This is a genomic window from Flavobacterium panacagri (assembly GCF_030378165.1).
Classification (GTDB): Bacteria; Bacteroidota; Bacteroidia; order Flavobacteriales; family Flavobacteriaceae; genus Flavobacterium; species Flavobacterium panacagri.
Window position 1 is genome coordinate 1971774 of record NZ_CP119766.1, and the last position, 15404, is coordinate 1987177.

Annotated in this window: 15 protein-coding genes; 3 read left to right on the top strand and 12 right to left on the bottom strand. The window is 32.9% G+C overall.

Translation table 11 applies throughout. The annotated features are described in order from the left end of the window. Positions 1-45: 45 nt before the first annotated feature. The 4 genes from P2W65_RS08875 to P2W65_RS08890 are packed head-to-tail and all read right to left on the bottom strand — an operon-like array spanning position 46 to position 3333. Positions 46-1161: a sensor histidine kinase gene (locus P2W65_RS08875; RefSeq protein WP_289664982.1), complete on the bottom strand. Its 1116-nt coding sequence runs from the start codon at positions 1159-1161 to the stop codon at positions 46-48. Further along, on the bottom strand, positions 1162-1494 hold the full coding sequence (locus P2W65_RS08880; RefSeq protein WP_289664984.1) for a DUF4907 domain-containing protein: 333 nt from the start codon (positions 1492-1494) through the stop codon (positions 1162-1164). Beyond that, positions 1481-2485: a Kelch repeat-containing protein gene (locus P2W65_RS08885; RefSeq protein WP_289664986.1), complete on the bottom strand. Its 1005-nt coding sequence runs from the start codon at positions 2483-2485 to the stop codon at positions 1481-1483. Before P2W65_RS08885 ends, P2W65_RS08880 begins: the two co-directional genes overlap by 14 nt. A 17-nt stretch (positions 2486-2502) precedes the next feature. After that, positions 2503-3333, bottom strand: a complete 831-nt coding sequence (locus tag P2W65_RS08890) for a DUF6268 family outer membrane beta-barrel protein (protein ID WP_289664988.1) — start codon at positions 3331-3333, stop codon at positions 2503-2505. A 232-nt stretch (positions 3334-3565) separates the two neighbouring features. Between P2W65_RS08890 and P2W65_RS08895 the strand changes: the two genes are divergently transcribed. Both P2W65_RS08895 and bamG read left to right on the top strand, forming a co-directional pair. Beyond that, positions 3566-4894, top strand: coding sequence for a DUF4270 family protein (locus tag P2W65_RS08895; RefSeq protein WP_289664989.1), 1329 nt, complete (start codon positions 3566-3568; stop codon positions 4892-4894). Continuing rightward, positions 4894-6129, top strand: coding sequence for a BamG family beta-barrel-assembly machinery protein (gene bamG / locus P2W65_RS08900; RefSeq protein ID WP_289664991.1), 1236 nt, complete (start codon positions 4894-4896; stop codon positions 6127-6129). The genes P2W65_RS08895 and bamG overlap by 1 nt, the downstream gene beginning before the upstream one ends. On the opposite strand, the gene murI is transcribed toward bamG, so the two are convergent. From murI to P2W65_RS08940, 8 genes are all read right to left on the bottom strand, one after another. Further along, positions 6126-6902, bottom strand: a complete 777-nt coding sequence (gene murI, locus P2W65_RS08905) for a glutamate racemase (RefSeq protein ID WP_289664992.1) — start codon at positions 6900-6902, stop codon at positions 6126-6128. The genes bamG and murI overlap by 4 nt on opposite strands. Before the next feature lie 149 nt (positions 6903-7051). Then, complete coding sequence (locus P2W65_RS08910; protein ID WP_205727651.1) at positions 7052-7555, bottom strand: OmpH/Skp family outer membrane protein; 504 nt, start codon at positions 7553-7555, stop codon at positions 7052-7054. Between the two features lie 14 nt (positions 7556-7569). Next, on the bottom strand, positions 7570-8592 hold the full coding sequence (locus P2W65_RS08915; RefSeq protein WP_289664994.1) for an OmpH family outer membrane protein: 1023 nt from the start codon (positions 8590-8592) through the stop codon (positions 7570-7572). A gap of 42 nt (positions 8593-8634) precedes the next feature. Further along, complete coding sequence (locus P2W65_RS08920) at positions 8635-11382, bottom strand: BamA/OMP85 family outer membrane protein (protein ID WP_289664996.1); 2748 nt, start codon at positions 11380-11382, stop codon at positions 8635-8637. Further along, on the bottom strand, positions 11315-12055 hold the full coding sequence (uppS, locus tag P2W65_RS08925) for an undecaprenyl pyrophosphate synthase (RefSeq protein ID WP_289666175.1): 741 nt from the start codon (positions 12053-12055) through the stop codon (positions 11315-11317). Before uppS ends, P2W65_RS08920 begins: the two co-directional genes overlap by 68 nt. 1 nt (position 12056) lies before the next feature. Continuing rightward, the gene (porG, locus tag P2W65_RS08930; RefSeq protein ID WP_289664997.1) at positions 12057-12746 is read right to left on the bottom strand and encodes a type IX secretion system protein PorG; all 690 of its coding nucleotides are present in this window, start codon (positions 12744-12746) and stop codon (positions 12057-12059) included. A 173-nt stretch (positions 12747-12919) separates the two neighbouring features. Further along, the gene (locus P2W65_RS08935; RefSeq protein WP_289664998.1) at positions 12920-13804 is read right to left on the bottom strand and encodes an NAD kinase; all 885 of its coding nucleotides are present in this window, start codon (positions 13802-13804) and stop codon (positions 12920-12922) included. Between the two features lie 71 nt (positions 13805-13875). Beyond that, positions 13876-14535: a CBS domain-containing protein gene (locus P2W65_RS08940; protein WP_289664999.1), complete on the bottom strand. Its 660-nt coding sequence runs from the start codon at positions 14533-14535 to the stop codon at positions 13876-13878. 115 nt (positions 14536-14650) lie between these two features. Between P2W65_RS08940 and P2W65_RS08945 the strand changes: the two genes are divergently transcribed. Further along, on the top strand, positions 14651-15364 hold the full coding sequence (locus P2W65_RS08945; RefSeq protein ID WP_289665000.1) for a pyridoxine 5'-phosphate synthase: 714 nt from the start codon (positions 14651-14653) through the stop codon (positions 15362-15364). Positions 15365-15404: the final 40 nt, after the last annotated feature.

A 15404-nucleotide genomic window follows, 5' to 3' on the forward strand; every position in this document is an offset into this window, starting at 1 on the left:
ACTGACTAAGAAATCAAAATAAGACTTTAATAAAGTTAATTCAGTTTATTGTAGGCTAGTTTTAATTTCATCCAATTTTAGATTTAAATGAACTCTATAATATTCATTATCCTGAGTAATACTTAATTCATGAGCATTTGGATAAAGTAAATCAAGACGATTTTGAATGTTTACCAATCCAATTCCTGAATTTTCAGGGTCTTTAACATAGCTTTCAATTGTGTTTTCAATCCAAAAATCAAGATTATTATCGGTAATGAGAATTTTAATTTTTACGTGGGCAGCACCTTTGTAATCTGTTCCGTATTTGAAAGCATTTTCTACAAAAGAAATTAATAACAAGGGCTCAATAAATTTATTTTTAGTATCTCCATGTACATTAATTACAATGTCTTCGATATTGTTTAATCTCAGTTTTTGCAGTTCAATATAGTTCTGAATATAGTTTACTTCTTTTTCTAAAGCCACCGTTTTGTTATCAGTTTCATAGAGCATATAGCGCATGAGTTCAGATAACGTGACGATGGCATCAGGGACCAAATCAGATTTTTTGTGTGCCAAAGAATAAATACTATTTAAAGAATTGAATAAAAAATGCGGATTGGTTTGTTTGCGCAGGTATATCAATTCGGTATTTGTTCTATGTGTTTCGGCAATCAGTTTGTTTTGCTGATTATTATAAAACTCAGTCAATGTTCTAATAATCGCGCTAATTGTTATAATTAAAATATAGAAAAAAGAGGGGCCGAGTTTAAAGAAAATTGGCTGTCTCATCTCAATTCTTCGAGGCATATAATCAGCTCTTGGAAAAAAATGCGGTCCTTGAGGAATCATTCGAGGAGGCATTATATTTTCAGGTCTTAAGTGTCTGAATTCTGGAATAGAATAATTGATCCTAAAAATCATAAAAACAGCAATAAGACCAAAAGCAAACAAAAAATACAGCCAGTACTTTTTTTGTAAAAGATAGGAAGGTACCAGGTAAAAATAGTTCAGATAAAACAATACAATTCCAGTGACCCACTGCACATAAAAATCATTACTCATTTTAAACGGACTTTCGTAAAACTGAATTAATGAAGTTAAAATAAAGAAAACCCATATTGCGCAATGAAATAGAATTTTGTTGTATCCGGTATTTTTTAAGGTATCTAACTGCATTTATAATTTTATTTTTAATAAAATTAAATCTTTTTTGGTTACCGCTGGGGATAAGTTTTGTTTGAGTTTTTGTTTCACAAGATCGGCTACTTTCAGAGCGTCGTTTTCTGATGCAAAACTTTTGTTGTCGCTTACTACTGGGATTACGGTTTGCTTAATTAAGATTTTTTCTTTGTAAGAAATTGTATATCCCCATCCTGATTCTGTTTTAAAAGAAGCAGCTGTAAGTGCTTCTTTTTTAGTGCAGGAAATCAAAAATATAAAGAATGCCGAAAATAGGAAACACTTCTGGATTAGTGCCCAGAAGTGTTTTTTAATATTAGTTATCATCATCGCTTTGTTCTTCTAATGGTCTAAATTCCCAAGCATCATCAAAATAGGTAGAACCAATTCTTCCTAACATATAGTAACCTCTGTTGTTGATTGTAAAAGCAACAGCATCAGTTCTTATCGCTCCTTCCATTGGAGTTCTTTCTAACCATATATCAGATGATGGATTGTATTCCCAGACCGTTTTAACGTTTTCACCTCCTACAATATAACCTAATCCATTCATTGAGAAGCTAGAAGCGTTTGAACGTACAATTGCATAATCGTCGTTGTATGAATAGTCGTCATCAGTATCTTTATCGACATCTCGTTTTCTTGTCCAGGCATCAGTTGAAGGATCAAATTCCCAAAAATCTTCTTGATAAGTACCATTGTTTACACCAGTCACTAAGTATGCTTTGTCTGCAATTACGAAAACTGTTGCATTACGTCTTTTGTTTCCGCTGAAACCATTTACAAGAGTCCATGAATTAGTGGTATCGTTATATTGATAAAAATCTTTTAAGTAATTTCCATCATATCCAGTCCCAAAATAAGCTTTACCGCCAACTTGAAACCCTACTGCAGCATAACGGGCAGTTCCTGCAAAATCTGCTTTTTGTGACCAGCTGTTGCTAACAGGATCATATTGATAAAAATCTTTTAATTTGTTTGTCCCGTCATAACCAAGACCAACATATCCTTTTTCGTTCAAAGAAAAACTAGAAGCAGAACTTCTTCCCACACCGCTAAAATCAGCTTTTTGTTCCCAATAATCTCCGGTTGAGTTATAAATCCATAAATCTTTTAAATATTCATCGCCAGTGTAACCGCCAACAACATATGCGAAATCTCCAATAACGAAACTTGTTGCACTAGATCTTGCCGGGCCGTCAAAGGCTGATTTCTTAATCCAGTTACCCATTAATTCCTCATCTTCATCATTACTGCAGCTTACAAAAAAAAGGCTCGAAAAAAGCGCTGTGAATAAAATTCCTTTTTTTAGATTAATCATAGTGTATTTAATTTTATTTATTGTTTGTATTTGATCCCTATTCCTAAAACGTAACCATTTCCTATGTTATAGTCATATACTTGATGATTACTGCTGTCTAATAATTTGTATTTTTTATTAAAATCATAACCTGCCTTAAAATTTAAAAACCAATTTTTGCTGACATTACGATCATATTCAAAAGCCGATGTTATTTGCGATAAAACTGCTTTGTCGGTTGTATCTGATGTGTCTAAATGATAAAAGTTTCCGTTAAAGCTGTTTGTTAGTTTAAATTCATTTCTTTCATTGTTAGAATACCTAATGTGAGAATCTGGGAATCCAACTTTTAGATTCATTTTAGCATTGAATTTATAATCTAAAGCAGCAATCGGATTAAATTTTGGTGCTCCAAAAATGGAAGTTCTTCCCACTCCAATAACAAGATTGAACCTTGAGTTTAACTGCTGGCTAAACGCTATGTTTCCTAAAACTGTTATGTCTGATAAATCTAAATTTTGTTGAAAGTTTGCGGTCGGAATAATGGAGAACTGCCATTTTGTTTTCTCCAAAATCTGATGCGAAAATTCAAATTTATTTTGAATCTGGTTGAATTTATCTTGCCCCTGATAAAAATCAAAAGGATTTAGTTCATAATTCACTTTCAAATTAGAATACTCTACTGTGTTGGTTATTTTGAATTTGGTTCCCAGACTCTTTTTATAGGAAACACCAATATCAGTTCCATTAAAATCGATCTTATTTGTAGGTTCTATTTTAATATTCGCATAAGCAGCAAAATTTTCCTGTGCCTTGATACTTAGAAACGAAACCCAAAAAAGAGAACAAATTAAAAACCTTACTTTCATTATTTATTTTATTGGTTTCAAAAGTAATCGGATAGTGCTCTAAAAAAAAAGAAGATATATGTATGAGGTGTTTTGATAGACTAAATCCTCTTTTTTAAGGCTGAAATGATTTTTTTGACGGCAATGGGTATTGTAGATGGTTTTGTGCAATTTGTAGCTTAAAAAAGCACGATAGTATATGTTATAGTGTAGCGCGAGAGCTTGCCTTTTATATTTGTTCAAAAAATAAATTATGCACAAGTTTATATTGATCTTGCTTTTCGTATTAAGTCTATTTTCATGTGGTACAGATACCGATACTGGAGAATTTAATGTTGGATCAGATTATCTGGCTTTAAGCAACAAGGTGGTTTTGATCGATACGGTTACTGTCAACATGTCAACAATTAATTTTGATTCACTTGCAACTTCCAGTAAAGGAAGAATTTTAATTGGTAATTATGACGATCCTGTTTTTGGAAAAGTAAAGGCTGACAGCTATTTTCAGCTTTCTGGAAGTAGTTATGCTTTAAACAGTGTAGGTTCTGATACAGAAGCTACGAATTATGTTTTTGATTCCATTTCTATGATTCTTAAATACGATAAATATTACTATGGTGATACTACAAGAGTGCAGACTTTTAATATTTATAGATTAACCCAAAAAGTAAAACCAAACAAAGAAGACAGTCAGTTTTATAATAATTCTAGTTTGGCTTATAGTTCTGAAAGTCTTGGATCAATATCGTTTAAACCAAGGCCTACTCAGAAAGATTCTATAAATATTCAAATGAATAAAGAGTTTGGAGAAGCCCTTTTTCAGAAAATCAAAAAAAGAGAGGTTACAGATTTTGATAGTTTTACCGAATATTTAAAAGGATTTGTTTTAGTTCCAGAGAATTCAAGTTCTTCAAATGTTATTGGCTTCAGTGTTTCTTCAAGTAAGGTTCGGTTGTATTATTCAAAATACCAATCAGATAATGAAGATGCGTCTAATGTACTGGATTTTTCGATTTTAGATACTTCCAAACAGTTTAATTCTATTTCACTTGATAAAACGGGAACTGTGCTGCAAAATCTCCCCATTTCGAGCAGTAACTTGTCAAGTACGCTGACCAATAATCAAGGATTTATTCAGTCTGGAACAGGTGTAGCTTGTCGAATCGATTTTCCTAATATAAAACAGTTCAAAAATATTTCGACAAATGGAGCAATTGTCGATGCCGAGTTAATCTTGAAGCCTGTCAATAATTCTTATTCAGACAAATATCCTTTGGCAGATTCTCTAACGGTTTATGTTGGGGATAACTTGAATAGGATAAGTGGAACTCTTGTAAATTCTGCGGGTTCTTCAGTTTATGGAAAATTGAGCCAGAAAAGTGATGAATTCAACGAAAATATAGGGTATTCAATTCCAATTGGAGCTTTTCTCCAGAAAGAAATGCTGAAGCAATCCGATTCGAGGTCAGCGCTTATATTGACTTTGCCAGGAATTTCTAAATCAGTGAATAGATTGGTTTTAGCAGACCAAAAGCATTTAAATAATAAAATTCAGCTTAAAATTTATTACATCTCATATTAATGAAAAATAAAATTGTTTTATGGAGCTGCTTCATTTTAATGTCGCTGACTTCGTTTTCTCAAAGTATTTCAAGTTCACCTTATTCATTATATGGTGTTGGAAGTTTGTACGATTCAGATTTTGGTTATCTGCCTTCTATTGGTTCTTCTGGAATCGCTTTGCCATCAGATACATTTATTAATAACCTGAATCCTGCTTCGTTAGGATTTATGTATCAAAATCACTTTTTGTTTGATATTGGAGGAAAAGCAATTTCAACAACATATCAAAGCAGTTCGCGTAAAGAGAGCCGAAATAATTTTCAATTTTCACACTTAGCTTTAGCTTTTCCAGTAACTAAAAAATCAGCATTTAGTCTTTCACTTCAGCCGTATTCTAGTTCGACATTTAAAATTTCCAATTTAAAACTGCCAATTCAAGATGGTCAGGAATATTATTATGTCACAGCAGAAGGATCTGGCGGGTTAAATAACTTAGATTTTTCGTATGGTTATCGATTAGGAAAAAAACTGACATTGGGAGCAACAGCAACAGTTCTTTTTGGAAATACGGTCGACGATCGATCTTTTTTAATTGGAAGCTCTATTACAACTATTCATAAGCAAACAGATTACAGTGGTGTACGTGCAACATTAGGAGGACAGTATAAAATTGATTCCACTTTTACAATTGGAACTACATTCAAAGTTCCTTCAAGAATTAATGCTTCTAAAGTGCAGTCAGTATCGGCAATTGCAGATGAAGTACAATCAACTATTGAATCTAGTACCGCTTCGGCTACAGATGATTATTATATGCCTTTAGAGATAGGAATTGGAATAAGTAAACGATTCAAGAATAATTTGAATTTTACCTTAGATTATGAAAGAAGTCTTTGGGAAGATACCAAACAATCTGACTTGTATGGGAATTTTGTGAATCAAGATCGCGTTGCAGCTGGATTTACCTATAGTTCTAAAAAGAATCCGCGAAAATATTGGGATAGAGTAGGCTATGCCGCTGGAGTAAGTTATGATACAGGTTATTTGGAGGTTGATGCCCATCGTGTTAACAATGCATCTTTTTCAATTGGTTTAAATCTGCCGATAGACAATACTTATTCGTTTCTGAATGTATCGTATTCGTATGGTCAAAAAGGGAGAATTGCGAATGATCTAATAAAAGAAAACTACCATAAAATATCACTTAATTTATCGTTGGACGGAATTTGGTTTGTTAAACGAAAAATAGATTAAAAGTCTTTTTTAACAACGGGATATTTAAATTCTAAGATTGACTCAAGAACTTTTGGGTCTGAATTGACATAAAATATCGGATCATTTTGGATAATTTCCGAGAAGCCGACTTTGTCTTGAAGTAGGTTTTTTGTTTGTCTAGCGACAGCTTCGCCAGAATCAATAATCTTAATATGATCTGGGATAATTTTTTTGATTTGAGGAATTAAATACGGATAATGACTGCATCCTAAAACAAGATAATCGATGTTGGCTTCAACCATTGGTTTCAGATATGACTCGAGAAGCTGTGTCATTTCTGGTGAATATAAATTCCCGTCTTCAATAAGCTGTACCAATCCATAACCAACTTGCTCTACTATTTTAGTGTTTTGAAACATTTCGGCAGTTTTATTAAATAACTCACTGTTTAGAGTTCCTTTTGTAGCCAAAATTCCAATTACTTGTGTCTGCGAATTATTTGCTGCAGGCTTGATGGCAGGTTCGATTCCCACAAACGGAATATCGTAATCTGCACGTAATTCTCGTATGGCATTTGTCGTAGCAGTATTGCAAGCCACCACAATTAATTTACAATTATTATCGAGTAAAAATTCTACATTTTTTTTGCTTAATGCGACAATTTCCTCCTTCGTTTTTTGACCGTATGGAGCATTTTTGCTGTCAGCCAGATAAATGGTTTTTTCGTTTGGAAGAAGATCATGAATAGCGCTCCAGATGGAAGTTCCGCCAATACCAGAATCAAAAACGCCTATAGGATTATTGTTTGTCATAAAGCAAAATTAGTATTTTTTAGATAAAATTTGTTACTCTAAGTTAATTCAATTCTTGAAAATATACCAACGATTAAATTTAATTTTTTGTAAAAAAAAACTGCTCAATTTAAGCAATTGAGCAGTTGATTTTTCGAATTTTGAATTTCTTAGAATCCTAAATCTTTTTTAACGTCAGCAGTGATGTTTGGACCATCAGCTAATAATAAAGTAGAACCATCTAAGATATATTGGAAACCTTTAGCTTTTCCAACTTTTTGGATAGAAGCTCTTACTTTTTCCATTAAAGGTTTTACGATATCAGTTTCTTTTTGTTGTAGTTCTTTTTGTGCATTGTCTCTGTAGTCAACAATTCTTTTTTGCATATCTTGAACTTCTTTAGAACGCTCACCGTTAACAGCATCAGTTACTGTAGCTGCTTCTGTTTCATACTTTTTGATTTTTACTTGATATTCATCAACCATCTTTTTGTATTCAGCATCATATGTTCCACTTAATTTTTGCAGCTGATTTTGAGCATCTAGCATAGCAGGCATTTTCGACATAATCTCGCTGACATCAACATGAGCTACCTTCGCTTGTGCGTTCATTGTGTTACTTGCTCCTAAAATAAGAATTGCAGCAATTAGTAAAGTTTTGATTTGTTTCATCATTTTTAAAATATTAATTAATTATTGGTCGTATTTGTTTTTTGTGATTCGGCTTCTTTTGCTTTTTTAGCCGCTTCTCTCTCTTCTAAGATTTTCTTCCTCTTTTCTTCTAATTCTTTTTTACGCTGTTCATAAAGCAATTGTCTTTCTTCAGCTTTTGTCATTGTTGGCTCAGCAGTTGGCGTTTGTTCTGTTCCAGTAGCAGCTGGTTTAGCAGTTGTTGTACTGGTTTTTGCAGCCTCTGTTGCTGGAGCAGTTGTTTTAGCTGTTTCAGAAACCGTGCCATTTTTTTTAGCTTCTCTTTCTGCCGCTAAAGCGTTACGTCTGTCGTCGTATTCTTTTTTCTTAGCTTCCTGTTCTAATTTTCGATCTTGAATTAGTTTTTCCCTAGCCGCCTTTCTTTCATCAAGTGCTTTTTGACGCTCTGCCATTGCTGGATTTTCGTCTATTGCATTTTCTAGATTTTCTTTTGCTTCTTGTTCTTTTAATTGTTTTTTCGTCAGTTGTTCACGTTTTTCTGTACGATTTAAAACTCTTAAAACCTGATCGCTGATGTCAAATCTTTTGTTGCTGAAAAGCATTGTTAGATCTGATGATTTGTCAAAAATAAAATCATAATTTTTAGCTTCTGCAATATCTTGTACTGCTGTAAAAACCTGATCCTGAATTGGCTTTGCTAAAGCCGCTTTTTGTCTCATCAAATTACCATCAGCACCAAATTGTTTCTGCTGATAATCCATCATTTCTTGTTCTTGAAACTTAATTTCTGTTTCTCTTTCTTCTATTAATTCTTTGGTAAGTAGAGCTTTTTCAGTCTTTAAACTTTCCTTTAATGTATTTATATTTAATTTTTTAGCCTCAACTTCTTGTTTCCACTTTTGAGCTTTCTGCTCTAATTGTGATTTAGCTTCTTTATAATCGGAAACATTTTCTAAAATATATTCCATGTCGATGTAGCCAATTCTAGTCGTCTTACCTTGTGCCTGACTTGTATTTGCTACAATCAAGGCTAAAAATATAAATAAAAATTGTTTTCTCATAACATAACTTTATTTGATGATTTTTAACCAAACGCTATTTCTCTAAAATTGTTGTCCAATAATAAAGTGAGTTTCCCATCCGTTAGCTTTTGTTTGTCCAGGAAGCGCATCAAATCCGTAACCAAAGTCAATACCTAACAATCCAAATGCAGGCATGAATACACGTAAACCAGCACCCGCAGAACGATTCAAATCAAATGGATTGTAATCTTTGAACGTTGGATAAGAAGATCCCGCTTCTAAGAATGTTAAAGCATAAATAGAAGCAGATGCTTTTAATGTAATTGGATAACGTAATTCCATAGAGAATTTATTATAAATAGTTGCTCCAATTGGATCACCATTCGAATTTACTGGAGTTAAAGAGTTGTTAGGATAACCTCTCAACTGAATAGTTTCTCTACCATCCATTGAGTAGTTTGCCATACCATCTCCTCCTAAGTAAAAACGCTCAAACGGAATTACACCTCTTTCTTGATTATAAGCTCCTAAGAAACCAAATTCTGTAAGGGTTCTTAATACTAGTTTTCCATAGACTTTAGTATACCAGTCTCCTTTAAATTTAACTTTATAATATTCTAACCAGTTGTATTTCTTTTGATCGACTTTTCCTATATCGGTATCAGCACTTCCGTAGTCAGATCCAACACTTACGTAACCAGTCTGCCCATTTACGGTTTCTGTTTTAACATAATCACCAGTGTTAAGTGGTTTTCCGTCTACACCACTCCCAGATGCCCCTGTATATTGTGTTTTATATTCTTTTTCATTTTTCAAATCACCGTAATCAATTCCATTAAACAAAGAATAAGGTGGTGTTACTTTAGCCGAAATACTGAACTCAGAACCATAAGTTGGGAATATTGGATTCACCCCTTTATTGCTTCTTGAAAGTCCGATTGTATACGCCAAGTTTCTTGATGCACCATTACCAAAGGTAAATAATCCAGTGTTGTAATTGTTCAAATCATAATGCTGATAACTTACAGATTGTGATAGTACAAAGTAATCATCTGGAACAGTTAATCTTTTTGCTAAACCAACTTGGACTGTAAAAATATTAAAACTTCTGCTTCTATCAACAGTTCTAGTGATATAATTGTTAAGAAATTGCTTACTGTACGAAATAGAAGAACTAAATTGTACTGGTTTCTTTCCTCCAAACCAAGGCTCGGAGAATGATAAACTATAGGTTTGGAAATAAGTACTTCCTTGTAAACGTAAGGCTACTTTTTGTCCGTCTCCCATTGGTAAAGGTTTGTAGGCTTCTTTGTCAAATAATTTTCGAGCTGAGAAGTTGTTAAACGAAAGACCTAATGTTCCAATGAAACCTCCACCACCGTAACCTCCTTGAAGCTCGACCTGGCTGGATCCTTTTTCTACAACATTATATTCGATATCAACAGTTCCTGCTCCAGCATCTACATTTTTGAATTTAGGATCGATTGCCTCAGGATCAAAAAATCCTAATTGTCCAATCTCACGAATTGTTCTTACCAATTGTTCTTTACTGTATTTTTCACCTGGTTTAGTTCTTAACTCACGATAGATAACGTGGTCATTTGTTTTGTCATTTCCAACAACAGTGATTTTGTTGAAATAAGCAATTGGTCCTTCGGTAACTCTAATCTCAAAATCGATAGTATCATTTACCGTTTTTACCTCTACAGCATTGATGTTTGAGAATAAATAACCATTGTTTTGGTATAAGTTGGTAATGTCTTCTGCATCAGGTTTTGACTTGTCAGCAATTCTTTTTTCTAATAAAACACCGTTGTAAGTTTCTCCTTTTTTGATACCTAAATAACGGCTTAAAAGTTGATCTGAATAAACGGTATTACCTAAGAATTTAATATTACCAAAGTAATATTTATTCCCTTCTTCTACATTAATTTTAATAGCAAGCATATTTTTCTGCTTGTTATATTTCACAGAATCATAAATAATACGAGCATCGCGATATCCTTTTTCTTTATAGGCTGCAATTACTTTTTCTAAATCGGTTTTATACTTTTCAGGAATAAACTTAGAAGCTTTAAATACGCGGATGAAGTTTTTCTGTTTAGTATCTTTCATCGCACCACGTAATTGAGTGCTGGTGAGTTGTTTGTTTCCTATGAAATCGATACTGCTGATTTTTACTTTATCTCCCTTATCAACTCGAACAAGCATATTTACATGATTTCCAGCAGTGGTGTCGGGAGTAGTGGTAATAGTAACTTTTGTAGTATAAAAACCGTCCTTTTTGTATTTATTTTCAATATAGTTTTTAGTTGTTGTAATTAAGTTTTCATTGACTATTTTGTTTTTAGTCAAGTTGTTATCTTTAATTAGGCCTTCAACTTTACCTTTTTTAACTCCGACGAATTTTACTTCGTTTAGTTTTGGAAGTTCAATGATATCTAAATCTAGATAGATGCTGTCATTTTCTACTTTATTTACATAGAAAGCAATTTCATCGAATAAACCAAGTTTACCTAATTTTTTAATTGCACTACTAATTTCTTCTCCCGGAACAGTAATTTCCTGACCTTTTTGAAGACCAGAAAAGGTTACAACAGTTTGCTCATTGAAGCTTATTTTACCAACTACGGAAACTTTGGCTAGGATATATTTTTTCCCTTGATCAAAAGGAACTCTTTCTTGTGCTTTAATTTGTGAAAAACTACCCAGCATTAAAAGGGTAAGGACTATTTGTATTTTTTTTTGCAACACTAAAAAATTATTTAATTTGTTCACTGGTCTTTCCAAATCTACGTTCTCTTTTTTGATAACTAATAATAGCCTCATATAAATCTTGGTCTTTAAAGTCTGGCCATAAGACATTAGTAAAATATAATTCTGCATAAGCGATCTGCCACAGCAAAAAATTACTTATTCTATGTTCTCCACTGGTTCGTATTAATAAATCTACGTCTGGTAAATTTTGCGTGTAAAGATGCTCATTTATAATTGAATCGTCAATAGTGTCGATTGAAATTATATTATTTTTAACTTTATCACTAATTGCCTTTACGGCATTTACCAGCTCTTCTCTAGATCCATAGCTTAAAGCAAGAGTTAGGGTTAATCGGGAATTATTTTTAGTTTTTTCCATAACATCCAAAAGCTCTTTTTGGGCTGTTTTTGGCAATTTGTCAAGATTTCCAATTGCATTCAGTCGGATATTGTTTTCTTGAAGCGTAACGAGTTCTTTTTTTAATGAATTGATCAATATTTTCATCAAAGCCTGAACTTCAAGTTTTGGTCTGTTCCAGTTTTCTGTAGAGAAAGCATATAAGGTTAAATACTCAATTCCCAGCTTAGCTGAAGTTTTGATGATTTCTTTTACAGATTTTGTTCCATTTTCATGTCCAAACGCACGCAGAAAACCTTGTTGTTTTGCCCAGCGTCCGTTACCGTCCATAATAATGGCAAGGTGTTTTGGTAAGTTTGTGTGATCTATTGATTCTATTAAATTCATTTTATTCTGCGCAATAGCAAGGTTTTTTTCCAAAGGTATACGTTAAGGTTACACCTGAAAAAACATACCAGTCATTATTATTTAAATTTCCAAACTTTAAAATGTTTGAACTACTTGTGTTAGGTTTACTTCCGTCAATATTGTCTGTAAAAGTATAGCGAACTCCTGCTTCAAGTCCTAAAACAAAACGTGGCGTTATGTTCGATTTTATACCTAATATAAAAGGTATAGCAAGAGAGCTTGAATTTTCAGAATAAATTACGTTTGGGCTTGTAGTATATCTATATAAGTTGTCGAAGATAAAGAAATTTAAACCTGAATATACATACGGGGTAATTTTTGTGTGATAATCGTGCAGATTGAAATCAAAAAAATTGAATTCTAATCCTGCAGAAAGTTCTTTAATGTTATTGTCAAAACGATAACCTCTTTGATTTCTTCCTGTTTCATCCGATTTGAAATCATTTCCAGTAACTTCTGATTGTGTATAGGAGAAACGCCAAGAATGTCTTGGACTTCTGTTCCATTTGTAGAGAATGCCAAAAGCTAGTTTTTCTGGGGCGATATAAGTCGTTTTACCAACATCACCTACAAAGTTGCTTCCGCCAAGAAAAACACCAATCTCATTGATCTGAGCGTTTAGTGTAATAAAGGGGAAAAAACATAACAATAAATTAAAAATTTTCTTCATTTAATTCAAAATTGCGTGCAAATATAATAATTATCAATACGAATCAAAGTTCCTTTGGTTAAATGTGCTTTTTTTTCAATTTACGTTATGATTTTGAGCCATTTAATGATGATTCGCTATATGCAGAACGAGAAAATGTGGCATTATCGTATAGTAGGGGCTTAGAAAAGGATTTAATTTCTTTTGTCTTCTCCCCAGAGCAATTTGTTTCTTAAGGTTTTCAAGAAAGTTTCACCTGGGATTTCGACCATTTTAATTTTATAATCTGTTTTTTTTATTTTTAGAATTGATTCATTTTTAACTGAAGAGATTCTGGAGTCTAATGAAACTAAATATTGGTCTTCTCTTCCTGTAACTCGTAAGGTAATCTCAGTATCATCAGGAATTACAAGTGGTCTGGCTGTTAAATTATGTGGGGCAATAGGTGTGATTACTAAGCTTTTTACATCTGGAGTTAATATTGGTCCGCCACAGCTTAAGGAATATCCTGTAGAGCCGGTTGGAGTAGAGATGATTAGTCCGTCTGCCCAGTATGAGTTTAAATATTCATTGTTTAAATAAGTCTCCACTGTAATCATCGAAGTAGTGTCTTTTCTACTTACGGTAACTTCATTCATTGCAAAATTAAGTTCTTCAAAAGCTTCATTTTGGGGTTCAGAAGTTAATCCTAATAAGGTACGTTCAGAAGTGGTGTAATTTTGATCTATAACATATTGCAATAGGATGTCGATATTCTCTTTTTGCACTTTGGCAAGAAAACCCAGTCTTCCAGCATTAATACCTAATAAAGGAACGCCAGAATTACGAACAAAAGCTGCTGCTCTCAAAATAGTACCGTCGCCACCAATGCTAATCAGCATTTCAAAACTATTATCTAAAGCAGTACTTGGAGAAAAGGTTTTATATTCTTTTTTAACAAGCTGTTTTTCGTAAAGCATTTTTAGGAAATTTTCCTCAATCACCATTTCAACATTGTTGGAATTGAAGAACATAAAAATGTCTTTTATAATGGGTTCTGTGCTATTTTGATAATATTGTCCGTAAATGGCTATTTTCATTCGCTAATTAGATAATTGGGCAATGAGGAAATTATGTGATGAACTAATTTTCTCATTGGCACATTCATAATTTATATATTAAGATATTTGTCTAAATAATCTGAGCGTTCTTTTAAACTATTAATATAGGTGTCTTCCTGATGTTCTGAAATAATTTCGTAACCATATCTTCTATAGGTTTGAATAATTTCATTGATTGCGCCTAGACCAATTTTTACTGTAATTTGAACATTCTCAAGATCGGCTTCAGAAACAAAGCAGCCTAAAACTTTGCCATTATTGCTTTCTACAATCTGTGTTACCTCGCTCATAGAATAATCTAAAAGGCCTTTTTGAACGATAATAATAGCCCCAGGTTCTTTTAAAAATGGCGTTTCCTGAAAAAATTTCATGATATCTTCCATTTCATAATAGCCAATATAGGTGTTGTTTTCGTCAAGAATCGGAAGTATATTGGTGTGGTTTTTTGCAAAAACTTCTAAAACGTCAAGCCAGATCATCGATTTTCTGGCAAAAAAACGTTCTAAAGTATATTTGTAGTCAATCGCTTTTTTATCGGTGTCAAATGTTTCTACATCTTCAGAAGAAATACTTCCGATAAAAATCCCATCTTCTAAAATTGGGAAATGAGAAAAATTTACATCGATAAAAAAGTCCTGAATCGAGGCTATCGTTTCCTGACTATCAATCGCTCTGAAATCGTTGGTGATATAGTTTGTAATTTCTGTCATAAATCATTGAAGATATTTGATGCAAAATAATCAAAAAATACCGAAAACTGCTGCGTTTTACTTTGTATTTTTGTCGTAACAAATATAGTGTTACTAGAATTAATTATCTATTTATATGACAAAGTTAAGTGTAAATATCAATAAAATTGCAACGCTTCGAAATGCAAGAGGCGGAAATGTACCTGATTTATTAAAAGTTGCTGTAGATATTCAGCGTTTTGGAGGACAGGGAATTACAATTCATCCGCGTCCAGATGAGCGTCATATCCGCTATCAGGATGCACGAGATTTGAAAGCAATTATTACAACAGAATATAATATTGAAGGGAATCCGCAACATAATTTTATCGATTTGGTTTTAGAATGTAAGCCGGATCAGGTGACATTGGTTCCAGATGCAATTGGTGCAATTACTTCTTCAGCTGGTTGGGATACCATTAAAAATCAGGAATATTTGGCAGAAGTAATTCAGGAGTTCCAAAGAAACGGAATCAGAACTTCCATTTTTGTTGATCCAGTTTTAGAAATGATCGAAGGTGCAAAAAAAACAGGAACAGACAGAATTGAATTGTACACAGAAGCTTTTGCACACCAATATGATTTAGGAAACAAAAACGGAATCGATCCTTATGTAAAAGCGGCCGTATTAGCAAATGAATTAGGTTTAGGAATCAATGCAGGACATGATTTGAGTCTAGAAAACATTCAATTTTTCAAACAAAATATTCCTGGATTATTGGAAGTTTCAATTGGACACGCCTTGATTTCAGAAGCACTTTATCTTGGATTGGATAATGTGGTAAATATGTATTTGAATAAATTGAAATAAGAATAAAATTAAAACAATTATAACCTGATGTAATTGGGTT